Genomic DNA, 26,323 nt, shown 5'->3' on the forward strand with positions numbered 1-26,323 from the left:
GTTTGTGCCGGATGTCAATTGGTGACAGCCGGTTAAACGATATTATTGTGAGGAACATCATGTCTGCCGCATTTTATGATCAAATCAATCAGCAAATCGAAGAAGTAAAAGCTGAAGGTCTGTACAAGTCTGAGCGCATTATCACTTCTCAGCAGAAAGCTGCTGTTTCTATCAGTACTGGCGAAGAAGTACTGAACTTCTGTGCGAACAACTATCTTGGTCTTGCTAACCATCCTGAGCTTATCGAAGCAGGTAAAGCCGGTATGGATCAGCACGGTTTCGGCATGGCGTCTGTACGCTTTATCTGTGGTACTCAGGACATTCACAAAGAGCTTGAGCAGAAATTGTCAACATTCTTGGGTAAAGAAGACACTATTCTTTACACCTCTTGTTTCGATGCCAACGCGGGTTTGTTTGAAACTATTCTTGGCAAAGAAGACGCAATTATTTCTGATTCCCTAAACCATGCATCAATCATTGATGGTGTTCGTCTATGTAAAGCGATGCGCTTCCGTTACTCGAACAACAACATGGAAGAGCTTGAGCAGCAATTGATTGCGGCGAAAGAAGCGGGTGCTCGTCACATTCTTATCGTGACTGATGGCGTTTTCTCAATGGACGGCGTAGTGGCTAACCTTCCAGCTATCTGTGACTTAGCAGACAAGTATGGCGCATTGACCATGGTTGATGACTCTCACGCTGTTGGCTTCATGGGTAAAACAGGTGCCGGTACGCATGAGTTCCACAATGTTGTTGATCGTATCGACATCATCACGGGTACGCTAGGTAAGGCGATGGGTGGCGCTTCAGGTGGCTACACATCGGGTAAGAAAGAAGTGATCGACTGGCTGCGTCAGCGTTCTCGTCCATACCTGTTCTCAAACTCTGTCGCTCCTGCGATTGTCAACGCGTCTATCCGTGTTATCGACCTACTTAAAGAAAGTGGCGATCTGCGTGACCGTCTATGGTCAAACGCTGAGCAATTCCGTAGCCGTATGGAAGCCGCTGGCTTCACTATGGGTGGTGCTGATCACGCGATCATCCCAATTATGCTAGGAGATGCAAAAGTTGCCGCTGAGTTCGCTGAACGTTCTCTAGCGAAGGGTATTTATGTTGTTGGTTTCTCTTTCCCGGTTGTACCAAAGGGCCAAGCACGTATCCGTACACAGATGTCAGCAGCACACTCACCAGAGCAACTAGACAAAGCGATCAATGCCTTCATTGAAGTGGGCAAGGACATGGGCATTATCTAATCCATTCCCCCAGTAGTTCAAGGGCCAAGGGCTGGCAATGTATCAGCCCTTGCATATCTACCCTGCAGTAGGAACAAATAATGAAAATCAAAGCACTTTCCAAACTTAAGCCAGAACAAGGCATTTGGATGACTGAAGTGGACAAGCCTGAGCTTGGCCACAATGATCTACTCATCCGCATCAAGAAAACCGCTATCTGTGGTACTGACGTTCATATCTACAACTGGGACGAGTGGTCACAAAAGACGATTCCTGTGCCTATGGTTGTTGGCCACGAATATGTGGGTGAAGTGGTTGGCATTGGCCAGGAAGTCCGTGGCTTTGAAATTGGCGATCGTGTATCAGGTGAAGGTCATATCACTTGTGGTCACTGCCGTAACTGTCGTGGCGGCCGTACCCACCTTTGTCGTAACACAACCGGTGTTGGTGTAAACCGTGAAGGTGCATTTGCAGAATACCTTGTGATCCCTGCGTTTAATGCATTTAAGATCCCTGAAGGTATTTCTGACGATCTAGCGTCTATCTTTGACCCGTTCGGCAACGCGGTTCACACTGCATTGTCTTTTGATCTAGTGGGTGAAGATGTCCTGATCACCGGTGCTGGGCCAATTGGTATCATGGCAGCGGCAGTTGCTAAGCACGTTGGTGCGCGTCATGTTGTGATTACCGACGTGAACGAATACCGCTTGGATCTTGCCCGCCAAATGGGTGTAACCCGTGCCGTAAACGTGGCAGAAGAGAAACTGGAAGATGTTATGGCTGAATTAGGCATGACAGAAGGTTTCGATGTGGGTCTTGAAATGTCAGGTGTACCATCTGCATTCAACAGCATGCTAACTAGCATGAACCACGGTGGTAAGGTTGCCCTACTGGGTATCCCACCATCAGACATGGGCATCGATTGGACTCAGGTGATTTTCAAAGGTTTGATCATCAAAGGCATCTACGGTCGTGAAATGTTTGAAACGTGGTACAAGATGGCAAGCTTGATTCAGTCTGGTCTTGATCTAACACCAATCATCACTCACCACTACAAGATTGATGACTTCCAGGAAGGCTTCGACATTATGCGTTCAGGCATGTCAGGCAAGGTTATCTTGGATTGGGAATAATCCCTTTCAGGTAATGAAAAACGGGCTTATTAGCCCGTTTTTTTATAGATCGAATAGTCAGAAAATTGTTTATACCCAAGTCATTCTCGCTAGACTAAGTAGCTTGAAGTCACTTGGATATAGGTATTACGTTTCAAATCTTTAACAGCAAAACATCGCACGGCATATTACGCATGAGTGCCCCAGATTCAGAGAAGAACTGAGTGAGAGCATTGGTTTTATGGTGGCCCATAATTAATAGGTCGATGCCATACTCTTTTACACTGTGTCGGATTTCGTTTTCTACAACACCGCAACAAACAAGATATTTGTGCACTTGTACGTTCATGTTTTGAATTTGTTCTCTCATCGCAAGAACCGAAGCATGGTATTCTTTATTTTCGTATTCGGTTAAATCGATATCCATGATGCCAAAGTCATAATCTTCGAAATCCATATTGACATGAATAATGTTAAGTTTGGCATTAGGGTAAGCGGCTGCAACCTGTTCGGATTTATCCAATACAGCTTGAGTGTTATCGCCAAGGTCCAATGCCAGCATGATATTTTTATAACTCATAATGAACTCCCTATCTTTATCAGAGATGTTAAAACCAAAGTGCTAATGCGATTACTCCTAAAATAAAGTAGAAGCAAAATAATTTATTTATATCTTGTTCAATATTTTGATCTTCCAACTCACGACCTCACAAAAAGAAAATCAGCAATAAAGTAACGGTAAGGAGGGGGGGGAGATAATGTTTGGAAGATCTTGAGCGTTCAACTAAGCCCAGAGCTTGAGCGTCAGCTTCGCTCAGCGTGAAGTCAATTTTGTCGCAATACTCGTCTAATTCATGCATAACCACCTCCAAATCAATAAAATCAGTTTACTGCTGGTAGTGATTAAATAAAAATAAATTAAAATTAACAGGGGTTCAGTTAGTATTAACTCTGGAACGAAGTAATAAAAAACGGGCTGGAAGGCCCGTTTTTAAGTCTTACAATAGTTTGGCTATTGTGAGTGGGTCAGTAGAGTCTGTATTAACCCAGCATGGCACTCATCGCAACAAGAGCAACCAAGCCGCCCATCATTGGAATAGCGGTACGCTTAACAAGTTCAATTGGTGAGATCCCCGCCACACCCGCACACGCAATAACAACGCCTGCAACTGGCGAGAATGAACGGAAGATACCGGAAGACAACTGCATAGGTAGAGCAAAGGCCGCTGTTGTTACCCCTAAGGTTGATGCAATTTGCGGAGCCAGATCGGCGAAGCTAAAGAATGGTGCATTACCCGAGCCGGATAGAAGCGCTGTCGCACCAATAATAGTAACCATCACGATGATCATCGGAAGGTAACCAAGACCTGCGGTTGAAGTTGCGCCAAGTAGCATGCTGATAAAACCAATGGTACTCAAACCAACAACGAAAGTTTGTGCGGCAATAATCAGCGAGACAACGCTTGCAAAAGCTTTACCCATACCGTCTAGGAACACTTTTAGCGAAGCCGCTACTTTCTTGCCGTCACGGTTAACAATGAAGTCACACACCATGGCAATGAATAAGCTGGTGAACATTGCTGTGACGACGTCAACTTTGATCCATGAAATCGCAAAGCTACTGAATGTCAGGAGCATAAGAAGAGGAAGGATAGGCAAGATAGCAAACCATTTAGGTGCGGCTACGGTATCTTGCTCGACCTCTTTCAATTCATTGGTAATACCTTTTTCGGCATCTTTTTTGTCAAACCAACGCTGGCAGAAGAAGTGCAGTACAGCAATAACACCCATGACAACCGGGGCAACGACTATCTGGTGGTTAACAAAGTAGGTTGCCGCGTCAATGCCGATAACTTCAGCCGCTTTTAATGAGTTACCTGATGCTGGGCCCAAGTCAAGACATGCTGTGGTGGCCAAAACAGCGGCGGTAGACGCTGGTGTACAACCGATACGGACTAGAACGGGGTACATCGCAACAAGCAGAAGCATTGCCAAGCCGACAGCTGATGGAATGAAGATGTTGATGATCTGGCCGAGTACGTAAGTCAGGGCAAGAACCACGTATGGGCTTTTTATCAGAGAGAGTGGCTTGGTTGAGACTTGAACCATGGCATTAGCGGCACCAATATGATTCATGTAGCTAGAGAAGCCAGCCACACTCATGATTACCAAACCTAGGTTGGCTAGGGTTGAAGACGAAAGTGCTTTAATAACAAGGAAAAAGTCAAAAACAACCGTACCGGAAGAATTGGTTCCTGATGGTAGGAAGTCGGTATTACCTGAAGCAACGCCGATTAAAATCATTACTAGACCAGCAGCAAATAGTGCTGCTTGGGTGTTATATTTTTTAACAATCAAAAAACCCGCGCCAAATATGATGGGTAGCGATAGCAATGGGATGAACATATTTATTCTCACATAATATTTATAGGTACAGCATGTTGATGACTAATTATGGAATGTGTATATAAAGCTTAATTAAGTAAAAGCATCAACAACCTTGGTTAAATTTAACATCCCTGTATCAAGTGTTGCTTCTGCAACATGTCGATCCATAACTTCCTAACGGGCACCTAACATCTGGCTTAACTGCAAAAGTATGATGTGAAAGCGCCAACGTATTGGAAATAGACAAGCCTAAATCAATAACTTTAACTATGAGTAACGAATGCCTGGTTCAATCTTACTGAAAAGAGGTATTGAAGGGGTGTGCGCTTCATGTTTGTTGAGACCTAGGTCATATTGAGGTCTGTAACAAATCTTGTCTGAAAATGAATTAAGAAATAACAGTGAATAGAATTAAGGGGTTTCAGGCAATATAAAAACAAAATAATAATAAAAGAGGATGTTTGTATATTATTTATGTTGGTGTTGTTATTGGTATTTGCGGGTGTGAACAATTAAATTACAAGTAATTATATCTTACTTATACCCAAGTTACTTCAAGACACCTTTCCGAAGTAACTTGGGTATATTGGCTTAGTTTATATTCCACTTGTTTATATGCAAGTGGAGTAGTGTGTTTTTATGCTGCAGATCTCAGTGACAAGGTAACAAGTTGGCGTTAGGAAGAGTGAAATCTACTCGTGATGAAGCTCACAAAACCTGTTATACTTCGGGCACATGGTGAGGAAGTCGTCTTTATGGCGACTTTTTTATTGCTTGATATACATCATTATTGGAACAGTACATTGATTTCTACAGCTAATATCACGATGCAGTTTGGCGACAAGCCACTGTTTGAGAATATCTCAGTTAAATTCGGTGGCGGTAACCGCTATGGCCTTATCGGAGCGAACGGCTGTGGTAAGTCAACGTTCATGAAAATTCTTGGCGGCGAATTAGAGCAGTCAGGCGGTACTGTTTCACTCGATCCAAACGAGCGTATGGCTAAGTTAGGCCAGGATCAGTTTGCTTTCGAAGAATACTCTGTAGTTGATACCGTTATCATGGGTCACAAAGAGCTTTGGAAAGTAAAAGAAGAGCGTGACCGCATTTATGCATTGCCAGAAATGTCTGACGAAGACGGCATGCGTGTTGGTGACCTTGAGACTGAATTCGCTGAAATGGACGGTTACTCAGCGGAAGCACGTGCTGGCGAGCTTCTACTTGGTCTAGGTATTCCTGAAGAGCAACATTTCGGCCTAATGAGTGCTGTTGCACCAGGCCTGAAAGTTCGTGTTCTTCTTGCTCAGGTTCTGTTTGCTGATCCTGAGATCATGCTACTTGATGAGCCAACGAACAACTTGGATATTCATACAATTAGCTGGTTGGAAGAGATTCTTTTGGCGCGTAACTGCACCATGATCATCATCTCGCACGACCGTCACTTCCTAAACAGTGTTTGTACCCACATGGCTGACCTAGATTACGGTGAACTTCGCCTATTCTCTGGTAACTATGATGAGTACATGATCGCAGCTGAACAAGCTCGTGATCGTCTACATGCTGATAATGCTAAGAAGAAAGCACAGATGGCTGAACTGCAAACGTTCGTAAGCCGTTTCTCTGCTAACGCATCTAAAGCAAAACAGGCAACGTCTCGTCAAAAGCAGCTTGATAAAATTCAGTTGGATGAAGTGAAGGCATCTAGCCGCCAATCACCGTTTATCCGCTTCGATCAGGAAAAAGAGCTGTTCCGTAACGCATTGGAAGTTGAAGGCCTGAAGCAAGGCTACGATGATAACATCCTTATCAACGGCGTTAAGATGCTGGTTGAAGTGGGTGAGCGTATTGCAATCATCGGTGAAAATGGTATCGGTAAATCGACGCTACTAAATACCCTTGCGGGTGCGATGGAGCCGATGGACGGTATGGTTAAGTGGTCAGAAAACAATAACATTGGTTTCTACGCTCAGGATCACAGTGCTGACTTTGAAGAAGATATTACGCTACTTGAGTGGATGGGCCAGTGGAAAAAAGAAGGCGATGACGAGCAAACCGTTCGTGGTATTCTTGGCCGTATGCTGTTCTCACAAAATGATATCAAGAAATCTGTTAAAGTGATTTCTGGTGGTGAGCAGGGTCGTATGCTGTTTGGTAAGCTGATTATGCAAAAACCAAACATTCTTCTGATGGATGAACCAACCAACCACATGGATATGGAATCTATCGAAGCATTGAACTTGGCACTTGAAAACTTCAAGGGCACACTGTTGTTCGTTTCTCACGACCGTCAGTTTGTTTCTTCGATTGCAACGCGTATTCTTGAAATTACCAAAGATGGCGTAGAAGACTTCCACGGTACCTATGAAGAGTACCTAGCGAAGAAAGGCCTTGTTGGCTAATCAACGATTAGTTGAATTTTCTTTAAAAAGCCGCCTTATAATGGCGGCTTTTTGTTAGGTATAGCGATGAGGCACTATACCCATATACATAGGTATTATTGTGCTTTGTTTTTATAAATAAGGAAAAAGTATGAAGATTTGGGTCGATGCCGACGCTTGTCCGAATGTTGTTAAGGAAATTTTGTTCCGTGCTGCTAATCGGGTAGGGGTTGCCGTGACGTTAGTCGCAAACCAGTATATCCGTGTCCCACCCTCACCACACATCAAAGCGATTCAGGTTGAGTCTGGATTTGATGTTGCTGATAACTATATTGTTCAGCAGTCAGAACCGGGTGATCTTGTGATTACTGCAGATATCCCTCTGGCCGATGAAGTGATCACCAAAGGTGCTCATGCATTAAATCCACGTGGTGAAATGTATACCAAAGACACCATCAAGCAACGCCTTCAGATGCGTGACTTCATGGAAACCATGCGAAGCTCTGGTGTGCAAACCGGTGGCCCTGCGCCACTGAATCAGGCAGACAGACAGAATTTCGGTAATAAACTTGATGCTTTTTTAGCGAAAAACCATCGTAAATAGTTTCTGCTGGATATTGTTTGGCGTCTGGTATTCAAAATCTGAAATGGTGAGGTTACTCCTTAGCCTCACTGTTATTGTCTGATGCTTCCTCATCACCTTTCTTCTTTTTATCCTCTGTAGCTGCTCCTTCAGCGTTGGCTTTTTCTTCATTTTCCTTTTTCTCTTTCTCTTGTTCTTCCTTTTCTTTCTGGGCTTCTTGCTCTTCCAAAACGGCTTTAGGCGTCGATTTTTCTTTCTTTGCTAAGCGGTAGGCCGTGGCGAGTCCAAAAGGGGACATATTATCAGTCAGTAGTTCTTCAAGGGCTTTGCTGTCTACTTGATCGAATTGCCCCATATCACTGGCAGTACGTTTGGATTTTCCGATCACTTCATCATCAGGAAGATCAACCATGATAGTGGCAGCTTCCGTAAGGGCTGTGGCATATTCTTCAGGATCGTTGAGATCATAATCGGAAATTTTCATATGCTGGCGGATTTCAAGTGCCCAATTCAATGCAAGGAAAGGAACGGCAGCTGTTTTATTGTCCTTGCCATCGGGTTTTGGTGGCGTGTAGCTAATTCCATTGAGGAAATGAACCAATGAAAGGTATTTGTCGTGCTTAAGTTGTTTCATCCCGATGTATTCGGGGAGGTCTTTGGTTTTTATTTTTTTCCCTTTCTCATTGACTAACCACACTTCGTTATCATTGTTCATTTCTGCCCAGAAGTCATCGCCAGATCCTAGTAGGTTATGGTTCACTTTGACCGTAATAGGGACGCTTGTACCGCCATTTGGCATCCCCCAGAATGTTGAGAGTATGGTTAACCCTTCTGTTAGGTAGAGAACACCTTCTTCCGGGCCTACGACAACGGAACTTAGCGCATCCTTATTCTGCGCTGTCTTGCCTGAGCACTGGTAGGTTTCGGGGTCTGTCGGCATGGAATCTTCATCCCACTTTTTAACGCCTTTAGCACCATTTAACCGACACAGATCGTTGTACATGTTTTTCAGATCGGATTTATAGCGCTGAAGGTTGGCATAGATTTGATCATAGTTTAGAACCGCTTGGGTTGGCAGCAATTGATCAAGAGTGACAGTAATCGTGTCACCGTTTTCAAGCTCGCTGTAATTGACCTTTTCGGCATGCGTCGGAAAAGGTGTACAAATGATCGCACCAAGAATAAGTGAGCAAAAACGCTGACGATACATAAACACAGCCTCTAACCATTTTTTACAACAGTTTAGCAAAGCTGAGCCAATCTATTTGTTTCATCAGTGAGTGGAGTCGGCACAGCTGGCGAAATTGACTGCTGTGCCTCATGTGGTAGATGAAAGAGAGCCGTTAGATACCAAGTTCGTCGAGTAGGTCTAGGTCTACATTAGCAGCTGTCGCCGCTGGTTTGGAAGACGTACGAGAGTTACTTTGTGCCGCCTCGATGATGAGGTCGGGGTCGCACACTTCATGTTGGTCAAACTCTTCCAGTTGGATGAATTCTGTTTTGTCCATGGCCAATTCCAAGTAGAAAATATTGTTCTTCTCGGTTGTGAAACTGACCCGCCGAGCCTGCGGGCGATCAAGGTTGGTATCGACCGATAACAGTACCTGTTTGTTCAGGGCTAACATTTTAGGTTGATTCTGAGTAATCGAAACCTGTAACTCACGGCGAATTTTTCCGGTGAAATCACCGACAACCTGGTTCATTAGCTCACCCAGTATATCTGCAACTTCGTCTGATGAGTGGTGAATTGCCAGCTCATCAGCTGACATGCCCATTTTGAGCATATAGTCTTGGTAGAGTTCTAAAGCAGCCTGGTGCGAAAAGTTGGCTACAACAAGCCCAGTAAAGCCACCATCGAACAGAACAAAGCACCCGATATCAGGTTTCAGGCTCGTTTTATTGATCTTTTGTACCATTGCCGAGTAACTGACTGGGCTATCTGTTGCAGCGGTCAGTACTGAGGAAAAGGATTGGCAAAGCTTTAGGAGGATATCGTCGGTAGTGATGACTTTGGTTTTTTTCATTGAGCTTTAGTGTTCTTAGGCAAAGAACGAAAGTGTGGCATTAAAAGCGGAGAATTGCACAGCTAAAGGCTTAGGGGATTGACGTAGTTCACTTTTTTACCCATAAGCCGTTAACTTTTGTGTCGCTGAACAATGCGAATGAGTTATGCGAAGCGCTGCTCTAGGTATTGGATGATATCATTTGATTCATACATCCATGTTATTTCACCTGACTCGTTCTCAATACGCAGGCAAGGCACTTTGCGCTTACCGCCACCGCTGAGCAGCGTTTGTTCGTTGCCAGGCTGCTTGGCATCCACTGTTTCTAGCGGAAGGTTCATTTTCTTTGCTGCGCGGCGAACTTTGACACAAAACGGACAGGACTCGAATTGGTAAAGTGCCATAGATTCTAGTTCTTTATTTATTCGTTGCTGCTCTTCTTGAGCGCGCTGTTGGGGTTTCGGAGAGAAAACAGCGTTGAGCAATAGGATGAGCTTGCCAAGGATCAGGCGAATAATTTTCATTGTAATAATGTCCTTTGGAATATTCTTATTTACATCATACCTGTTAATCAATATGCAAAAAACCACACGAATATAATGGCTAATATACAATACACCATGTTATCTCTAACTTATTGAATTTATATGAGTCAAGCAATCTTCATAAAAAGCGATCCATGTCACTAAGTGGAAAATTTAATCAAGCCAAAAAATATAAAATTCAGATAAAGGCGTTATCATTATCGCTGTTGGTAAGCAATCTAGGTCATATTTTGTGTCGCATAACAAAACAGTATTAATCTGTGATGACTCACGGCTCGTGCACAGAGCAATGCAAAAGTTTTTCGATGATTTCATCGGCGTTACTTTGTATTTTGCTGATAACGGGAAACAGGCATTGGATTGTCTGGCTGTGAACGATATTGATCTGATGTTTCTTGATTTGACGATGCCAGTACTGGATGGTTTTGGCGTGTTACAACAATTGCCCGTCAATAATTATCCGACAAAAGTAATTGTGCTTTCTGCAGATGTACAACAACAGGCGATAGAGCGCTGTGTTGATGCAGGGGCAAATTACTTTCTTGCCAAACCATTTGCGAGACCACAAGTATCCGCTACTTTAAAGAAGTTGGGGATTGTTTTTAATGAGAAAGAGCAGCCTCTATCGCTAACTGACCACCACGCCCCAAATATACCCGACGGTGAAATTGATTACCTCCATCAGTTTAAAGAAGTCGCTAATATTGCCTTAGGTAAAGGAGCTGCCATTATTTCCGATCATTGTGGGGAGTTCATCACTATGCCACTGCCCAATGTGGCAATGTTGGGGGGCGGGGATCTGGAAATGATGATCAGCAATCAGATCCAACGAACAGACTCTACCGCAATTGCCCAGCGGTTTGTTGGCGGTGGTATTCATGGCGAAGCGTTGGTGTGTCTATATGGTCAAGATATTACGTTGTTTGGTAAACGGCTGGGGTTTAGTACATTTAATGACAAGCACAGTGAAGTCATTACGGATATTAGCAATTTAATGGTGTCTTCCTTTTTGGTGTCCTTGTCTGAACAGATGAATATCCCTTTTTCGATTCGGCAACCGATTTGTCTTGAAGAGTATATGGTCAGAGGGTGGAGTGAAACGGCAAACAATGATCTTTTTACCATAGAGTACAGCTATCAATCTGAAAATCTGGACATGGCCTGCGATGTATTGCTGATGATGGAGAATGACTCGACGCGAGTTATCAAGCGTTTTATGGAGACCCTATAGTGAATTACCCCGAGAGTTTATCTGATTTCCATCTTACTGCGCAGTTGATTGATAATATCGATGCGGGAGTCGTGATGCTCGATAGGGAGTACCGAGTAATGACTTGGAATACTTTCATGCAGGCTTATAGTGGGATCAGTGCCGATCAAATTATGGGAAAAAGCCTTTTTGAGGCAATGCCGGATTTACCGCAAGAATGGTTAAAAAATAAAATCCAGTCCACATTTAAGCTCGGTACGCGTTCATTTAGCTGCTGGGAAGATAGACCTTATATTTTTAACTTCATCAATTTCAGCCCTGTGACGGGAGGGATGGCCGCTATGTATCAAAACATGACGCTGACTCCGCTAAAGGCGCTAAACGGTGAATACCGACATATTTGTTTAACTATTACCGATGTATCGGATATTGCGAAAAGTAAGACGCATCTAAGAGAAAGCAATGCACAGCTGACTCATTTGAGTATCACGGACAAGCTGACTCAGTTGCACAACCGCGGGCATTGGGAATCATGTTTGGCCAATGAATTTGATCATTGCCGCCATAGTCAGAGCGCGGCGAGTTTGGTGATGTTCGACATTGATCACTTTAAAAAGGTAAATGATACTTTTGGCCATGTCGCCGGTGATGCAGTGATTAAATCGATATCCAGTTTGTTGAAAAAAGCAAAACGTCAGTCTGATATTGCAGGTCGGTACGGAGGCGAGGAGTTTGGTGTGATCCTTCCAGGTACGGCGGCGGAATTAGCCCAGTACTTTACCGACCGATTGCGAAAACGGATAGAAGAGTCACTCGTGAAGGTAGATGTACGGGATATCCAAGTAACGATCAGCCTAGGTGTCTGTGAGTGGGCACCTTGGATGGGTTCTTATGAACAATGGCTGGAATGTGCTGATAGTGCTCTGTATCAATCAAAGCGGCAAGGACGAAACCGCTGTACACTCTACCAATCAACAGCGGAACAATGTGCTGTTATGCACGGAACCTCATAGACGCTTAAGGTGAATATGATAATTTTGCCTATATTATCAGGCTGTTTTGTCATAAGATAATCTACTAATTTGCGTTTAAGCTATTACTGATGACAAGCATATGTTGCCTAAACGATAGCTGTTAATGCGAGTCAATAATCAACGGAAGAGTAGATAGGATTATGGTTGTAGAGTCTGAAGGTTATCACGCGCTTATTGAGTACTTTACAGAGCACCTTTCTCTGTTTGAAAATGCTGAGACAGAAGGCTGTGAAGAGACGGTTGAAGACGTAGTAACAGATATGATCGCATCCAATTTAATGACTGTTTTTTCGCAAAACCCCGATCTAGAGGCGGATTTTCGCTTCAAGTTAATGCAAGAAGCTGATGCGGTAATGGAAGATTTAAGCGAGGTGCTTGCCGGTGCTTGGAACCGCTGTCCAACCAATGAGCAAGTGCGCTTTCTCGAAGACTATGTCGGGCTTGTCAAAAACCTCTTTGACAGTGCGATAAGCCGATAATCAAAATGAAGAAAGCAGCATTTAGCTGCTTTTTTGTATAGTGTTGCTGCTGTTATTATATCCTGCCTGAGTATCATTTAATCTATATCACGATAGTTTGTATTTTATTCATTGATATTATTGATGAAATAAACAATTGAAATCTAACTGTCATATTTATTGAGTAAGTTTGCCTCCAACGTGTGTGTCATATAGTGACATGAAATCATTACGTTACTGTTTTGTGGTTGACATATAACACCACGATACTGGCTGAACTTAATCAGGGATATGATCAGCATGAAAAACCAGCAGCGGGGCAAATCGCGCCTCTCTATTGTTGCCTCAATTCAGATTGTTTTTGCGTTACTGGTAGCAACCGGTGGTTTACTTTCCTATTTCGGAAATAATGGCCTAAAAAATGTTGCACAAGAATTTGAGGTTCTTAGCCATCAAGCGCTACCTGTAACAATGAACAGCAGTGTCATTGTTAGGGCGTCCTTGCAATCTGCCCAGCGTCTGGGTGATATGATCAATAGTTCCTCAATTGAAGAACTTGATGTTGCCCATCAGGCATTCAATGAAGAGCAAAACACGATGAGCGTTGCTCTGAATGAGCTGGACCGATTGGCTGATCAAAACCAGCTTGGCTGGCTAATGAATGATATCCGAACTCTTTCCGCTCAAGCCGAGCAGGTTGGCTCTACAGCTGCCACTCTCTATCAATCTCAGCAAGAGATATTAGTTAATCAAAGTAAGATTGAGTCAGATAAAGGCATGATGAATTATGCGGTATCGTCTGTCAGGGCTGAGATGAGTCGTATTGGTACGGAAGTTTTCGCCAATAACCTGGATGGGGCTAATCACGTAACCAATTTCGTAAACCATTCATTGGAAATGGCCAGCCATTTGATGGCGTTGATGCTGGAGCGAGATCTATCAAAGGCGGAAGGATTTGCTCGCAGCCTGCAAAGGACAAATTTGTCGGGAATGAACTACGCGTGGCGTGAAATGAACCGACTTGATTCCAGTATGTCTGACTATACCAGTGTTATTGTTCCATTCACGATGGTAAAAGAGCTGTATGACGATAACGGTATTGTCGCTTTACAGCTTCTTACCTTGGCACTACAGGAAGAACAGGCACTCAAGGTACAAGATGCCCAACAACAAATCGCATCGATGACCAATCAAATTAATACCCTGACTGACGGTGCGAACCGATTGGTAACCCAGGGAGAAACAGGGGTAATGCAGGCCAGTGAAAATGCCATGGCCTTATTTATTACCTTTAGTATTGCGGGCCTAGTTGTTGCTATTCTTTCCAGTGTTTGGATTAGCCAATCGGTAAAGCGTTCACTACAACAGATTGACCGCGTCGTTGAAGCGACGAGTAAGGGCGACCTAACCGTTAAGGCTACGCAGGATGCGCCGAAAGAGTTTGCTATATTAGGGAGCTTGCTTAATCAATCTAACCTTAATAATAGTCAAACGCTTGGTCAGTTAGTCGATAATAGCCATCAGTTAAGTGCGGCAGTAGAAACCAGCCAGAAAGCGGCGTCTCAATCCCGTATTGCAATTAAAGATCAAAGTGATGAGCTAACAGCTATCGCGACCGCGATCACTCAGCTTGAGGTGTCAATCAAAGAGATTGTTGCCAGTACACATGAGTCAGAGCAAGAAGCCAAGCAAGCGAATGATATGGCCCAACAAGGGGTGGATATCATCGATGAAAGTACGTCTCGTCTACGTATGCTGGACGAGCGGTTTGCCGTTAATGAAACACGCATGAAAGAGTTGGATAGCCACGTCGATAAAATTACCGAAGTCGTGGCGCTGATCAGTGCTATTGCCGACAATACCAACTTGCTGGCGCTGAATGCTGCGATAGAAGCAGCCCGTGCGGGTGAGCAGGGCAGGGGATTTGCTGTTGTTGCCGATGAAGTGCGCAAATTAGCCAGTGAAACCAATATGCAAACCGCTTCGATTCGAACCACTATTAGCGAGCTTCACCAAGCAGCAAAAGAGGTGAATGATGCCATGGTGGTAAGCCGAGAAGAGATGACATCATCTATTGATTTGAGCAGTGAAGTTCAGGCCTCCATCCACCAAATTAAATCAATTGTTGTGAGTATCAGCGACAAGGTGATCGCGATTGCTGCTGCAACCCAGCAGCAGGAAAATGCATCCATTGAAGTGGGGCACAGTGTTGAGCAGGTGTCGTTGAAAGCCCAAACCAATAGCCGAGAACTTAAGACGTTGGTGGAGCAGGCTGGTAGAGTATCGGATGTAGCGCACAAGCAGCAGGGCTTGCTGTCAAAGTACCGATTACACGCCTGAAAGTGAATTTTGATCTAGCTTGGGTATACAAACGCCAGTAGAATGCTGGCGTTTTTTGTTTTTAGGTAAAGCTGTTATGCGTATCCATGCTGTCCATAAGTTATATGATGAGCGCCTTGCTCGTTCTACTCGTCCGTTCCTTGCCCGTGGCGGTAAAGTAGAGCGCTGCTTATTCTGTATGTTACGCAAACATTTGTGTATTTGTTCCAGCAAGCCTGAAATTTCATCCAATGCTGCTTTTCTGTTGGTGATGTATGACGACGAGGTCCTTAAGCCGAGTAACACCGGTCGTTTGATCGCCGATTTGTTTGAAGACACCTATGCCTTCATTTGGTCACGGACAGAGCCAAACCCTGAGATGCTCGCTTTGGTGGAAGACCCGCAGTGGCAGCCTTACGTGGTATTCCCTGCTGAATATGCGGCACCTGAGCGTGTTGCTGAACGGGTGGATATTGGATCGGGCAAGCGACCGTTGTTTATTATGCTTGATGGTAGCTGGGCTGAAGCCAAGAAAATGTTCCGTAAGAGCCCTTATTTGAATCAGTTCCCGGTGTTGTCGATTAGCCCGGAAAAGCCGTCTCGTTACAAAGTACGTGAAGCCTCTAAGGCAAATCAGCTAGGGACTGCTGAAGTCGCTGCGCGTATCGTTGACCTCTTTGGTGAGCAAAAAAATGCCGATGTGTTGGATTTGTGGTTCGATGTATTCCGTGAGAATTACATGACCGGCAAGATGAACCGTGTATTACCAGACGATAATGCAATCAGTCAGTTACATGAATACATGGGAAGTTATGCTTAGTGACAATCCGAGTGTGGGTGAGCGTTAAATTACATTGACACTTTGCGGGATTTTGATGTTTCTTTCAGCAAACGCGATAGATAGCACCATGCAGCCCTGCTAAATCTGCACCTCGTCACAGTCTGTAGGTGTAGATATGTGGATAATTTTTTCAGTTTTGTTTTTTTACTATTTTTTTGGAGTGCAGGATGTACTACGGCTTTGATGTAGGTGGAACCAAAATTGAGTTTGGTGCGTTTAACGAAAAACTTGAACGTGTAGCCACTGAGCGTGTGCCAACCCCGACAGGCGACTATGAGCTGCTGGTTGAGACAATCGCAAATCTGGTCAATAAATACGATGCAGAGTTTGGTTGCGAGGGCACTATCGGTTTAGGCCTGCCGGGAATGGAAGATGCCGATGATGGTACTGTACTCACGGTTAACGTACCTGCGGCAAAAGGTAAGCCACTACGTAAAGATCTTGAAGCGAAAATTGGCCGTACGGTTAAAATTGAAAACGATGCAAACTGTTTTGCGCTATCTGAAGCGTGGGATGAAGAGCTTCAAGATGAGCCATCAGTGCTGGGACTTATTTTAGGCACAGGTTTTGGCGGCGGCTTTATTTATGAAGGTAAAGTCTTCTCAGGCCGTAACCACGTTGCAGGTGAAGTGGGCCACACTCGTCTTCCGCTCGATGCATGGTTCCATTTAGGTGATAATGCGCCACTGCTTGGCTGTGGTTGTGACAAGAAAGGTTGTTTGGATAGTTACTTGTCTGGCCGTGGCTTCGAGTTGCTTTATACGCACTACTACGGTGAAGAGAAGAAAGCAGTCGAAATCATTAAAGCACATGCAGAAGGTGAAGCAAAAGCCGTTGAGCACGTTGAGCGCTTTATGGAGTTACTTGCGATTTGTTTTGCAAACCTATTTACAGCAGCCGATCCGCATGTTGTGGCACTTGGTGGCGGCCTTTCAAATTTCGAGTTGATTTACGAAGAGATGCCAAAGCGTATTCCTAAGTACCTGCTGTCTGTAGCGAAATGTCCTAAGATCATCAAAGCAAAACACGGTGATTCTGGCGGTGTACGCGGTGCTGCATTCCTAAATATCAAGTAAGATAGATACCAATTTATTTGGTTATAAACTGCCGTTACTATTCGTTAATACTAAAGCACCGTACTGTCGGTGCTTTTTATCGTTTCACACTTCCCTCGCTTTTTTGCTAAAATCCTGCCTCTTTTGAAAATTGTCGGTATTTTGCATGTCTTTCCAATCGCTGGGGTTGAATAACCAACTCGTCGAAAATGTTTCTTCTCTCGGTTTTGAACAACCAACACCAGTACAGCTTCAGGCTATCCCCGAAATTTTAGCTGGCCATGATGTGTTGGCGGGTGCTCAAACGGGAACCGGAAAGACCGCTGCGTTTGGCCTTCCTTTGATCCACCGTCTGATAGAAAGTAATACAATAGCTGAAGCAAAGCAGGTCAAAGCTTTGATCCTGACGCCCACCCGTGAGTTAGCACAGCAGGTTTTCGATAGCTTGAGCTTGTATGCAAAAAACACACAGCTGAAGGTTGCCGTTGCTTACGGCGGAACCAGCATGAAAGTGCAGGTAAAAGCATTGGAGTCTGGCGTCGATATTCTTGTTGCGACGCCAGGGCGATTGCTTGACCATGCACATGTACGTACGGTTGATCTCAGCAAGATCAGCTACCTCGTCCTGGATGAAGCCGATCGCATGTTGGATATGGGATTCATTGATGATATCAAGCGTATTCTTAAGCGCATGCATGTCGAACGTCAAACTTCATTCTTTTCAGCGACATTTGGCAAACAAGTTAAAAAGCTTGCATTTGATATCTTGGATGACCCGAAGCTGATCGAAGTGACCCCAAGTAATAGTACGGCGGTCACTGTAGAGCAAATGGTATATCCGGTCGACAAACACCGTAAGAGTGAATTGCTGGCTTACTTAATTGGTTCACGCAACTGGCAGCAAGTGCTGGTGTTTACCAAAACCAAACAGGGATCGGATGAACTGGCCAAAGAGCTGGGAAAAGACGGTATTAAGGCCGTGTCTATCAACGGTGATAAGAGCCAAGGGGCGCGCCAACGTGCGCTGGATGACTTTAAGTCGGGTAAAGCGAGGGTTTTGGTTGCAACTGATGTCGCTGCTCGTGGTATTGATATTGAGCAGTTGGAGTATGTCATCAACTACGAGATGCCGTTCAAAGCCGAAGATTATGTACACCGCATTGGACGTACTGGTCGAGCGGGGCAAACAGGGCACGCGATTTCTCTGATGAGTCTTGATGAAGAGTGGGCGCTGCGTGCCATTGAAGAGCTACTGGATACGAGATTGCCGCAGCAATGGTTGGAAGGCTATGAACCAGACCCTTCCATCGAACCACCTGAGAATCGTCGCCGAGGCCGCTCTGGTGATAAGCGCCGGGCTAAAGCGAAATCCCAAATTCACAAGGATCGGGGTCGCAATAGAACTCGGAAATAGCAAAAAACAATATGTTCGCAACGAAAAATAAGCATCACTTATAGTGGTGCTTTTTTGTGTCATCAAGGGTGCTTTATTCAATTTGTAAGCATAATATCGTGACTGGGAACTTGGTTTTCAGTTATTATTTCGCGCTAATAATTTTGGGTCTTGGTGAAGGCTATCTTATCTGTTACTTTGCCTGTTTGTTGTTCATCGCAAGTATGTTGCTGCCCGTGATAGGTATGCTTGAACATTCGTATTCGTAGGTATTCCGTGGACAAATTAAGACGACGTATACGAGTAGCGGCTTATTTTCTGCTCACGTTTTCATTGTTAACTTTTCTTCTTCATTATTTCGGTGGATTTGATCAGGAACTTAGTATCAATGCAAGGAATGCGACGTACTTGAATATTGACGATAGCGCGCAGGATGGTAACAGCCAATCAAGTATTGATTATAATGGGAAGTCCATTTCACTTAATTGCGAAATCGGTGACAAGGGCAAGTGGCCGTTTTGTGAAATATCGATGTCATTGGATGACAATCTTAATGGGTTGGACTTATCTTCATACCATTCAATCGGTATTGATGTGGATTACTACAGCTTGATCGATGATGAGCGTCTTCGTATTTATCTACGTAACTTTGACTCAGACTACTCTACAGCAGATGACCCAGTGTCTTATAAATTTAATGCCATTGAATATGCGCCAGGCGTGGGTAATGGACTGAAAGTCATTCCACTTAAGTCGTTTCAGGTATTATCTTGGTGGATTGCTGATTACGAAGTGCCGATTGAAAACTCTGGGCCTCAATTTGACAACATAGTTCAAATTGAAATTGCGACAGGCAGTTATATCAAACCCGCACATTATTCTATTCGGCTCAACCGACTAGTATTTTATGGTCATTGGTTATCGGAAGCGGCTTTGTTACGGCTTAACATTCTGATGTGGGGCTTGGCTGCTATTTACTTCTTGATTGCCGAGCGGCGCCGTCTTGCCGAGCAGGTGAGTGAAATGGGGGCAAAATCAGAGTACCTCAAACAAGCCAACCAGCACCTTTATCAAGAGTCTTTGGCATTTAAGGAGTTGGCTTTTACCGATAACCTAACAGGCACACAAAATCGTCATGCGGTGGATCGTTGGTTAAGAGATATTGTTAATTTTTCGCAACGAAATTGCCACGCTTTGTCGATGGTCTACATCGATATCGATTTTTTCAAGAAGATCAATGATTCCTTGGGGCACCATGGTGGTGATGAGGTATTAAAGGAGTTCGGCAGAGTATTGAACTTGCGCTCTCGAAAAACCGATGTTGTTGTACGTTGGGGCGGAGAAGAATTTATTATCTTTTGCCCAGCAACCAACCTCCGGGGAGCGAAAGAGTTTGCTGAAATGGTCAGGATGATTGTTGAAAGTTATCAATGGGCAAACGGACTCCACATTACCTGTAGTGTCGGTGTAACCGAATACATTTACGGTGAGGAGATAGATAGCTTTATCCAGCGAGCCGACAGTGCGTTGTATAAGGCGAAAAAGCAGGGAAGGAACCGGGTAGAGGAAGCGACGGTATAAATATACCCAAGTTACCTCAAGGTGCTGGATTCAGAGGGTTGCCAGATCATTCAATGCAAGGCGAAGGTTTGCAGGAATGGCATTCCCTTTTAAAAAGCTTCAACGAAGGAGTGGATGTTCTGGCCCCCTCCCTAAGGGCGAGTTTTATAAGCTTGTATACTACGTTTTTGTTTTTTAATTTAGAGCCACTAGACCTTCAAAACAATGCCTTGTCTACAAGCTTATAAATTCTCGCTGAACCTGCATCTTGAAGTAGCTTGGGTATATACTGTTTGATAAAACCAGCCACAACGGTGCTGGTTTTATCCATATCCAGCAAATAGCGTTATTTTTTACATTGCTTGATTGCATTTTCCAGCAATTCAGTCGCCGTTTGGTGGCATTCAGGTAGCTCTACATCAGTCTTGTTAACGGGAGTGACACGCTGTCCCCATTTAATGATTGCCGCTCCCCAAGTCAGGCCTGCACCGAATGCGGCAGATAATATGGTATCGCCAGGTTTTATTCGCCCTTGCTCAACGGCTTCGCATAGGGCGATAGGCACAGTTGCCGCCGATGTATTGCCGTACTTGTGAATATTGAGGAAGGCTTTGTCTTGTGGGATACCAGCATGGTCGCACAGCGCCTCAATTATACGTTGGTTTGCCTGGTGAGGAATGACCACATCAATGTCGTCTTGGGTTAAGTTAGCGCGCTGTAATACGGTATTCGCGGCAGTACCCATACCACGCACCGCGCGGCGAAAAATTTCCCGGCCAACAAAGTTAAAGGCAAAATGCCCTGCGTCAGGGTTGAAACGATCCATGGCTGTACCAAATTCCGGGATGGCAAGAACATCCCTTCCTTCTGGATCACATCCCAGTTGCGCATCAAGCAGTCCTGAATGCTGTGTTGAACGGCTTAAAACCGCAGCACCTGCTCCGTCACCAAAGAGTACAGCAGTATCGCGCTGGCTCCAGTCGAGATACCATGAAAGGCGTTCAGCGCCAACAACCAGAACATGTTGATAGTTACCAGCCTGAATCATTTTGGTTGCTGTTTCCAGGCCATACAGAAACCCAGTGCAGGCCGCATTCATATCAAAGGCGGCTGCTTTGGTTGCCCCTAAATCGAGTTGCACTTTAGAGGCGATATTGGGCACTAGGGTATCTGGAGAGCAGGTGGCAATAATGATTAAATCTAGTTCAGACGCATCGACTCCAGCAGCAGCAAGCGCTCGAGCTCCGGCAATACGAGCCAGATCAGAAGTGTTTACATGACTGATTCGTCTAGACTCGATACCCGTACGAGTTCGAATCCATTCATCTGAAGTTTCAACAAATTGGCTGAGTTCATGATTACTGAGCTCAGTAGGAGGGAGGCACTTGCCCCATCCGGTAATTTCCGCGTAGTACATAGCGTCACTCGTAATTATTATTCGACCTAACCAAAGTAAACCATAACTGACTGTAAACACAAGGAATATGGTTATTCTCTATGCAGATATTGAGCTTATGCAATATATGAATATTTGTTACACTGAACATAGCAAATAACCATAAGGAAATAACCAATGATTCGTTTGGGTGTAATCGGAACAAACTGGATTACGGATCGCTTTATCAGCGCCGCATTATCAACCGGTCAGTACCAGTTGACGGCGGTTTATTCCCGAACACTGGACAAAGCGTCGGAGTTCGCCAGCAAGTATGGGCAAGTAGAATGTTATGACTCATTAGACGATCTTGCAAACAGTGATGTGATTGATGCGGTTTACATTGCCAGCCCTAATTCACTGCATGGCCCGCAAGCCAAAGTCTTTATCAAAGCAGGCAAGCATGTTATCGGTGAAAAGCCCTTGGCATCAAATATTACTGAAGTTCAGGAGCTGGTGGAGCTTGCAACAGAGAAACAAGTATTGTTATTCGAAGCGATGAAGGCAACCTATGTACCTAACTTCGAGGTGATAAAAAAAGCGTTAACTAAGCTTGGGCGCTTACGAAAAGTGTATTTATCTTATTGCCAATATTCTTCTCGTTATCAGAAATATTTAAATGGCGAAAACCCAAATACATTTAATCCTGCTTTTTCAAACGGCTCTTTGATGGATATTGGCGTGTATCCGCTAAGCAGTGCCATTGCTCTGTTTGGCGAGCCAGCTAGCATGACGGCGCAAGGCTCGTTGTTAGATTCTGGCGTGGATGCCCACGGGACATTGGTACTTCACTACCCGGACTTTGATGTCACTATTGCTCACTCAAAAGTCAGTGATGGCTTTATTGCGAGCGAGATCCAAGGTGAGCAGGGGACATTGTTGATTGATTTTATCTCTGAATGCCATGGCGTAAAGTTATGTCGCCGTGGTGAGCCTGCGGTTGATTTGACCGTAGAGCAAGATGAAAATACGATGCGCTATGAAGCTGAAGAGTTTGCCCGTTTATTAAACGCTGGCGCCGTTACCCATGAAGGCCTGATCCGTAGCCAGATAGTCAGTGCTATTACAACGCAGGCTCGTGCCATTATAGGTGTGCGTTTTCCGGCAGATGAGGTATAAACGAGTCACAATGAAAAAGGGTGGTCATATGACCACCCTTTTTATTTGAGTTTGATTACCAGAACAGATAGGCAAGCGCGGAAAGTACAGCGATACAAAGAACGTTCAAATATATACCCACCTTCATCATGTCAGACTGTTTGATGTGTCCAGAGCCGAACACAATGGCATTCGGAGGCGTCGCAACTGGCAGCATGAATGCACAAGAAGCAGCGACGGCAATTAAGGCAGACAGAATAACCGGTGAGACACCTAGGGCCTCAGCGACTGTTGCAAATACAGGTACCAGCAGTGCAGCACTTGCGGTGTTGCTGGCAAATTCTGTGAGGAAGACCACGAAGCCAGCAATGACCAAAATAGTGAAGAATAGTCCCGCTTGCTCTAGGAAGCCACTTAGGCTGTGTGCTAGGAAGACACTGGTGCCAGTGGCTTTTAGAACATTACTCAGACAGATACCACCACCAAACAGAAGCAACACGCCCCAGTCGGTTGATTTCTCGATATCTTTCCACTGAACCACGCGTGAAGCACCAAGCATGACGATGGCTGACAGGGCTACCAGCGTATCGAAGCTCTTTATTCCACCGAGCATACCATTGATTGGTTTGCTGAGAATCCAAAGCATGACCGTGATGCCAAAAATGACTAACGTTGCCAGTTTGCTGTTATTCCACTCAACAGGTTTGTGGTCAAGTTCAAAAGTGTGGTTAAGGTTTGGCTTTAGCATAAAGTAAAGCAGGGCAACCGTTACAGGTAACAATACAATAGATACGGGTAGGCCAAATGCCATCCACTCTGTAAAGCTCAGGCCAACTTCTGCCGCTGCGATAGCATTAGGAGGGCTGCCTACTACGGTCGCTATACCACCGATACTTGCACAGTAGGCAATACCTAGCAGTACGAAGACGTAAGTGCTGCGTTCACTCTTAGCGTTCACTTTATTCAATACGCCAAGGACAAGCGGAAGCATCATGGCTGTCGTTGCTGTGTTACTGATCCACATTGACAGTACAGCTGAAACGCCAAATAACATAAATACAGCAACAGACATACGCCCTTGGGCAATAACCAGGACTTTATCCGCAATTGCTTTATCTAATTCTTGCTTATGTAGCGCAGCTGCAAGTGCAAAGCCACCCAAGAATAGGAAGATAATCGGGTTGGCAAAATTGCTTAAAGCCGCTGGAGTCGGGAATATATCAAAGCCGACGGCCAGAATAGGGACCAAAATTGCCGTAATACTAACGTGCAGTGCTTCTGTTAGCCAAAGTACTGCAACGAAAGCAAGAATACTGAGGCCAACGACCACGTCTTTTTCAAAAGGTAGGGTATTCAAAAGTAGGGTAAAGAGGGCTATGTCTGCCAGAAGAATAATACTGTTCCGGTCAAACAGCCACTTGCGTAGTGTCATCGTCAAGGCTGTCATAGTTGTTTCCTTTCATCTGATTATAGTTATCTAGTGCAATCTTTTGCATTAAGTTGACTCGAGGTGAATGTTAACAACTGGTTCTGATTTGTTAATAGTGAGATGTCTATTTGTTGGTCACTTGGCGTTTTGATTGATTGAAGTGTGAGGCTGTAAAGTGTGAATGAGTATAAAGTCACCCATTTATTTATGGAGTAACATCCACTAAATCGCCATAGTGATGCGGAACTGGCCGAAATTTGTAGCAGTCTGTGATATCGCTCTAAATGACAAATAGTGGGGGTCTATGCCTGTTTTCCTGCCTTTATGCTAGATGTATCATATTTCAATGTAATGTGAAGAATAATTGATCTCATTTTGGCAGGTAATATGAAACGGCAAGGAATTCAAAAGCGCGTTAGGCAGGATGCCCAGTTGCATGTGCGCAATGTAAGAGAAAAATTTATTAAGTCGTTTGATAGCATGCCAAAGGGCAATCAGACTCAGCCTGTCCCTAAGCTATTTATTATACCCAAGTAAACTTGCTCTTCGGAATCTCAATCCTGTAACTTGAAGTCACTTGGGTATACAAGTAATCGAATTGATATCGGGTTACTGTTTATTTCGGAAGGTTGGGGCCTTCAAATTCAAGGGGCTCTTTCTCTATCGGCTCTTTGGGGCCGGAAAACTTCGGTTGCATATCAAGAACGTATACATCGATAACCGCCTTGATCCTGGCAAGCACCTCCCGAGTGCGAATTTTTAATCCGGCCATGCCTTTGGGTTCTGGAACGGCTAGGCAAATTGCATCAATTTCATTTCGGTCGGCAATAAACAACGCTCGCTCGCAGTGAAAGCGCTGGGTAATAATGACAAAATGGTTAGCGTCGAAAACACTTTTTGCCCTTACCACAGAATCCAAAGTACGGAACCCGGCATAGTCGAGCACGATGTCTTGATCGGGTATACCGGCTTTAAGCAAATCACGCTTCATGGTCCACGGCTCGTTGTATGAGCGATGGGCGTTATCACCACTGAGCAACAATACATTGATCTTCCCTTCTTTATATAATTGTCGAGCAGCATCTATTCGATATTGGTAATAGGGGTTAAGTGATTTTGCTATATATTTGCTGGTACCTAGCACTAGGCCAACAGAGCGGGCAGGGGTGGCTTGAATGTTATCAAAGATACGAGGCGAGGCTTGATCGGAGAACCAGCGGTCGATCAACAAAATAGATGACACGAGCAGAATGCAGCTAATGGCAGCTAAGCGTATGATATTAAATAACTTCATAGCATTTCGGTTATTCGGGTGACGGAGAAGGAGGCCAGACATACAGTATGCTTTTGGCTAACGAAAAAAAACATGTGCTTGTTAAATCCCTTGTGTTGCTAAGAGCGCTTAAAACAATGTAGCGATGCGCCTAATCTTTGAAGATACCTCGGCTTGATATAAAAAATCAACGTAAGAGGTTTTCACTCATCAGAAGGACGTCAATAGCTTAGCGAGTACGCTTGAGTAGTTTAACCTAATTCATTGAATGTGTTGTGTTAAATAAGCGTCAATACAGTCTTTATTATGGCACGGTACCGACGGTGCTGCGGGCTAATGGCAAGGGTAAAACGTTTTGGTCGGACATACTGGATTCGAACCAGCGACCCCTACTCCCCCAGAGTAGTGCGCTACCAAGCTGCGCTAATGTCCGCCAAAAAGCTTTATATTCATTATGTTAGCTATTGATGTGACAAAGTTTACAATACAAAGGCCCTAATGCAATAGGGTTAAGGTCTCAAAATAATACCCACCTCTCATTATTGCTCTTAATGTAACTTATTCCTAAGTTACCTCAAGGTGCTAGGTTCAGTGGGCGTTGTTTTGAGGGGGAAGGGATAAATATAAAGACTGCTTGTGGATTAATTTGCTAAAGTCTGCCCCCTAGTCCACAATGTCTATATGCAGAAAAACCCTGCTGTTTGCTGAATATTTGATAATTTCCTTAAATTTATGTTCACAAGGATCCTAACAAGAGGTATTATCAGCGCATCTACCCTTTGTAGTTCCTAACGATTGCCACTCATTGCTTCTGACAACCTATGTGCTGCATTGATTGTGGTCCAATATGAAAAGAATTTCTTGCTCTTGATGCAAGGTAAAATCATTTGAATGTTATTTGCATATCATCATTACATTGCTGAATAGCCCAGTTATTAACTGGTGCCTTAATGCATGATATTCAATTTAAGAGGTAA

At 44.4% G+C, this 26,323-nt stretch carries 22 protein-coding genes and 1 tRNA gene; 13 read left to right on the forward strand and 10 right to left on the reverse strand.

Features of this window, described 5'->3' with window-relative positions:
• The first annotated feature begins 59 nt into the window (after positions 1-59).
• Positions 60-1,253, forward strand: coding sequence for a glycine C-acetyltransferase (locus tag L4D79_RS20870; protein ID WP_428653951.1), 1,194 nt, complete (start codon positions 60-62; stop codon positions 1,251-1,253).
• An 80-nt stretch (positions 1,254-1,333) separates the two neighbouring features.
• Positions 1,334-2,365 carry an L-threonine 3-dehydrogenase gene (tdh, locus tag L4D79_RS20875; protein ID WP_428653953.1) on the forward strand — a complete coding sequence of 344 codons (1,032 nt, stop codon included), beginning with the start codon at positions 1,334-1,336 and terminating at the stop codon, positions 2,363-2,365.
• Positions 2,366-2,498: 133 nt separating this feature from the next.
• On the opposite strand, the gene L4D79_RS20880 is transcribed toward tdh, so the two are convergent.
• The 3 genes from L4D79_RS20880 to dcuC all read right to left on the reverse strand — a co-directional run bounded on the left by L4D79_RS20880 (position 2,499) and on the right by dcuC (position 4,750).
• The gene (locus tag L4D79_RS20880) at positions 2,499-2,924 is read right to left on the reverse strand and encodes a universal stress protein (protein WP_428653955.1); all 426 of its coding nucleotides are present in this window, start codon (positions 2,922-2,924) and stop codon (positions 2,499-2,501) included.
• Between the two features lie 127 nt (positions 2,925-3,051).
• Positions 3,052-3,204, reverse strand: coding sequence for a hypothetical protein (locus L4D79_RS20885; RefSeq protein ID WP_428653957.1), 153 nt, complete (start codon positions 3,202-3,204; stop codon positions 3,052-3,054).
• 181 nt (positions 3,205-3,385) lie between these two features.
• Positions 3,386-4,750, reverse strand: coding sequence for a C4-dicarboxylate transporter DcuC (gene dcuC, locus L4D79_RS20890; protein WP_428653959.1), 1,365 nt, complete (start codon positions 4,748-4,750; stop codon positions 3,386-3,388).
• Positions 4,751-5,535: 785 nt separating this feature from the next.
• On the opposite strand from dcuC, the gene L4D79_RS20895 reads away from it, so the two are divergent.
• Positions 5,536-7,131 (forward strand): ABC-F family ATPase, encoded by a 1,596-nt coding sequence (locus L4D79_RS20895; RefSeq protein WP_428654110.1) that lies wholly within the window; start codon positions 5,536-5,538, stop codon positions 7,129-7,131.
• 130 nt (positions 7,132-7,261) lie between these two features.
• Entirely contained in the window at positions 7,262-7,714 is a 453-nt protein-coding gene (locus tag L4D79_RS20900; protein WP_428653961.1) for a YaiI/YqxD family protein, read from the forward strand.
• Between the two features lie 52 nt (positions 7,715-7,766).
• Here L4D79_RS20900 and L4D79_RS20905 read toward each other — a convergent pair whose 3' ends face one another.
• The 3 genes from L4D79_RS20905 to L4D79_RS20915 form a co-directional block, all read right to left on the reverse strand.
• Positions 7,767-8,903, reverse strand: coding sequence for a ParB/Srx family N-terminal domain-containing protein (locus tag L4D79_RS20905; protein WP_428653963.1), 1,137 nt, complete (start codon positions 8,901-8,903; stop codon positions 7,767-7,769).
• Positions 8,904-9,036: 133 nt separating this feature from the next.
• On the reverse strand, positions 9,037-9,717 hold the full coding sequence (locus tag L4D79_RS20910; RefSeq protein WP_428653965.1) for a DUF3334 family protein: 681 nt from the start codon (positions 9,715-9,717) through the stop codon (positions 9,037-9,039).
• 143 nt (positions 9,718-9,860) lie between these two features.
• On the reverse strand, positions 9,861-10,220 hold the full coding sequence (locus L4D79_RS20915) for a glutathione S-transferase N-terminal domain-containing protein (RefSeq protein ID WP_428653967.1): 360 nt from the start codon (positions 10,218-10,220) through the stop codon (positions 9,861-9,863).
• A 253-nt stretch (positions 10,221-10,473) separates the two neighbouring features.
• On the opposite strand from L4D79_RS20915, the gene L4D79_RS20920 reads away from it, so the two are divergent.
• The 8 genes from L4D79_RS20920 (at position 10,474) to L4D79_RS20955 (ending at position 20,132) form a co-directional block, all read left to right on the forward strand.
• On the forward strand, positions 10,474-11,472 hold the full coding sequence (locus L4D79_RS20920; protein ID WP_428653969.1) for a response regulator: 999 nt from the start codon (positions 10,474-10,476) through the stop codon (positions 11,470-11,472).
• On the forward strand, positions 11,472-12,464 hold the full coding sequence (locus L4D79_RS20925; RefSeq protein WP_428653971.1) for a GGDEF domain-containing protein: 993 nt from the start codon (positions 11,472-11,474) through the stop codon (positions 12,462-12,464). Before L4D79_RS20920 ends, L4D79_RS20925 begins: the two co-directional genes overlap by 1 nt.
• A 161-nt stretch (positions 12,465-12,625) precedes the next feature.
• Entirely contained in the window at positions 12,626-12,964 is a 339-nt protein-coding gene (locus L4D79_RS20930; protein ID WP_428653973.1) for a DUF3802 family protein, read from the forward strand.
• Between the two features lie 279 nt (positions 12,965-13,243).
• Entirely contained in the window at positions 13,244-15,283 is a 2,040-nt protein-coding gene (locus tag L4D79_RS20935) for a methyl-accepting chemotaxis protein (RefSeq protein ID WP_428653975.1), read from the forward strand.
• Between the two features lie 76 nt (positions 15,284-15,359).
• Positions 15,360-16,082, forward strand: coding sequence for a tRNA-uridine aminocarboxypropyltransferase (locus tag L4D79_RS20940; protein ID WP_428653977.1), 723 nt, complete (start codon positions 15,360-15,362; stop codon positions 16,080-16,082).
• 188 nt (positions 16,083-16,270) lie between these two features.
• Positions 16,271-17,179 (forward strand): N-acetylglucosamine kinase, encoded by a 909-nt coding sequence (nagK, locus tag L4D79_RS20945; RefSeq protein ID WP_428653979.1) that lies wholly within the window; start codon positions 16,271-16,273, stop codon positions 17,177-17,179.
• A gap of 145 nt (positions 17,180-17,324) precedes the next feature.
• The gene (locus L4D79_RS20950) at positions 17,325-18,572 is read left to right on the forward strand and encodes a DEAD/DEAH box helicase (RefSeq protein ID WP_428653981.1); all 1,248 of its coding nucleotides are present in this window, start codon (positions 17,325-17,327) and stop codon (positions 18,570-18,572) included.
• Positions 18,573-18,959: 387 nt separating this feature from the next.
• Positions 18,960-20,132, forward strand: coding sequence for a GGDEF domain-containing protein (locus L4D79_RS20955; RefSeq protein ID WP_428653983.1), 1,173 nt, complete (start codon positions 18,960-18,962; stop codon positions 20,130-20,132).
• A gap of 325 nt (positions 20,133-20,457) precedes the next feature.
• Here the strand turns inward: L4D79_RS20955 and L4D79_RS20960 are convergent, their stop codons facing one another.
• A complete protein-coding gene (locus L4D79_RS20960) occupies positions 20,458-21,528 on the reverse strand; it encodes a ketoacyl-ACP synthase III (RefSeq protein WP_428653985.1) in 1,071 nt (356 codons plus the stop codon).
• A 156-nt stretch (positions 21,529-21,684) separates the two neighbouring features.
• Between L4D79_RS20960 and L4D79_RS20965 the strand changes: the two genes are divergently transcribed.
• Positions 21,685-22,665: a Gfo/Idh/MocA family protein gene (locus tag L4D79_RS20965; RefSeq protein WP_428653987.1), complete on the forward strand. Its 981-nt coding sequence runs from the start codon at positions 21,685-21,687 to the stop codon at positions 22,663-22,665.
• 55 nt (positions 22,666-22,720) lie between these two features.
• On the opposite strand, the gene L4D79_RS20970 is transcribed toward L4D79_RS20965, so the two are convergent.
• The 3 genes from L4D79_RS20970 to L4D79_RS20980 all read right to left on the reverse strand — a co-directional run bounded on the left by L4D79_RS20970 (position 22,721) and on the right by L4D79_RS20980 (position 25,779).
• Positions 22,721-24,091, reverse strand: a complete 1,371-nt coding sequence (locus tag L4D79_RS20970) for an SLC13 family permease (RefSeq protein WP_428653989.1) — start codon at positions 24,089-24,091, stop codon at positions 22,721-22,723.
• A 598-nt stretch (positions 24,092-24,689) separates the two neighbouring features.
• The gene (locus tag L4D79_RS20975; RefSeq protein ID WP_428653991.1) at positions 24,690-25,367 is read right to left on the reverse strand and encodes a SanA/YdcF family protein; all 678 of its coding nucleotides are present in this window, start codon (positions 25,365-25,367) and stop codon (positions 24,690-24,692) included.
• A 335-nt stretch (positions 25,368-25,702) separates the two neighbouring features.
• Positions 25,703-25,779: transfer RNA gene (locus L4D79_RS20980), tRNA-Pro, on the reverse strand.
• Positions 25,780-26,323 lie beyond the last annotated feature (544 nt).

This window comes from Photobacterium satsumensis, from assembly GCF_050336935.1.
Classification (GTDB): domain Bacteria; phylum Pseudomonadota; class Gammaproteobacteria; order Enterobacterales; family Vibrionaceae; genus Photobacterium; species Photobacterium satsumensis.

What these genes read in the sequence shown, in the direction of transcription:
- L4D79_RS20960 (WP_428653985.1), bottom strand. Translation starts at nt 21,528, where the DNA reads ATGTACTACGCGGAAATTACCGGATGGGGCAAGTGCCTCCCTCCTACT.
- L4D79_RS20880 (WP_428653955.1), bottom strand. Translation starts at nt 2,924, where the DNA reads ATGAGTTATAAAAATATCATGCTGGCATTGGACCTTGGCGATAACACT.
- L4D79_RS20900 (WP_428653961.1), top strand. Translation starts at nt 7,262, where the DNA reads ATGAAGATTTGGGTCGATGCCGACGCTTGTCCGAATGTTGTTAAGGAA.
- L4D79_RS20870 (WP_428653951.1), top strand. Translation starts at nt 60, where the DNA reads ATGTCTGCCGCATTTTATGATCAAATCAATCAGCAAATCGAAGAAGTA.
- L4D79_RS20965 (WP_428653987.1), top strand. Translation starts at nt 21,685, where the DNA reads ATGATTCGTTTGGGTGTAATCGGAACAAACTGGATTACGGATCGCTTT.
- L4D79_RS20910 (WP_428653965.1), bottom strand. Translation starts at nt 9,717, where the DNA reads ATGAAAAAAACCAAAGTCATCACTACCGACGATATCCTCCTAAAGCTT.
- L4D79_RS20935 (WP_428653975.1), top strand. Translation starts at nt 13,244, where the DNA reads ATGAAAAACCAGCAGCGGGGCAAATCGCGCCTCTCTATTGTTGCCTCA.
- L4D79_RS20950 (WP_428653981.1), top strand. Translation starts at nt 17,325, where the DNA reads ATGTCTTTCCAATCGCTGGGGTTGAATAACCAACTCGTCGAAAATGTT.
- L4D79_RS20940 (WP_428653977.1), top strand. Translation starts at nt 15,360, where the DNA reads ATGCGTATCCATGCTGTCCATAAGTTATATGATGAGCGCCTTGCTCGT.
- L4D79_RS20975 (WP_428653991.1), bottom strand. Translation starts at nt 25,367, where the DNA reads ATGAAGTTATTTAATATCATACGCTTAGCTGCCATTAGCTGCATTCTG.
- dcuC (WP_428653959.1), bottom strand. Translation starts at nt 4,750, where the DNA reads ATGTTCATCCCATTGCTATCGCTACCCATCATATTTGGCGCGGGTTTT.
- L4D79_RS20885 (WP_428653957.1), bottom strand. Translation starts at nt 3,204, where the DNA reads ATGCATGAATTAGACGAGTATTGCGACAAAATTGACTTCACGCTGAGC.
- L4D79_RS20930 (WP_428653973.1), top strand. Translation starts at nt 12,626, where the DNA reads ATGGTTGTAGAGTCTGAAGGTTATCACGCGCTTATTGAGTACTTTACA.
- nagK (WP_428653979.1), top strand. Translation starts at nt 16,271, where the DNA reads ATGTACTACGGCTTTGATGTAGGTGGAACCAAAATTGAGTTTGGTGCG.
- L4D79_RS20905 (WP_428653963.1), bottom strand. Translation starts at nt 8,903, where the DNA reads ATGTATCGTCAGCGTTTTTGCTCACTTATTCTTGGTGCGATCATTTGT.
- L4D79_RS20970 (WP_428653989.1), bottom strand. Translation starts at nt 24,091, where the DNA reads ATGACAGCCTTGACGATGACACTACGCAAGTGGCTGTTTGACCGGAAC.
- tdh (WP_428653953.1), top strand. Translation starts at nt 1,334, where the DNA reads ATGAAAATCAAAGCACTTTCCAAACTTAAGCCAGAACAAGGCATTTGG.
- L4D79_RS20915 (WP_428653967.1), bottom strand. Translation starts at nt 10,220, where the DNA reads ATGAAAATTATTCGCCTGATCCTTGGCAAGCTCATCCTATTGCTCAAC.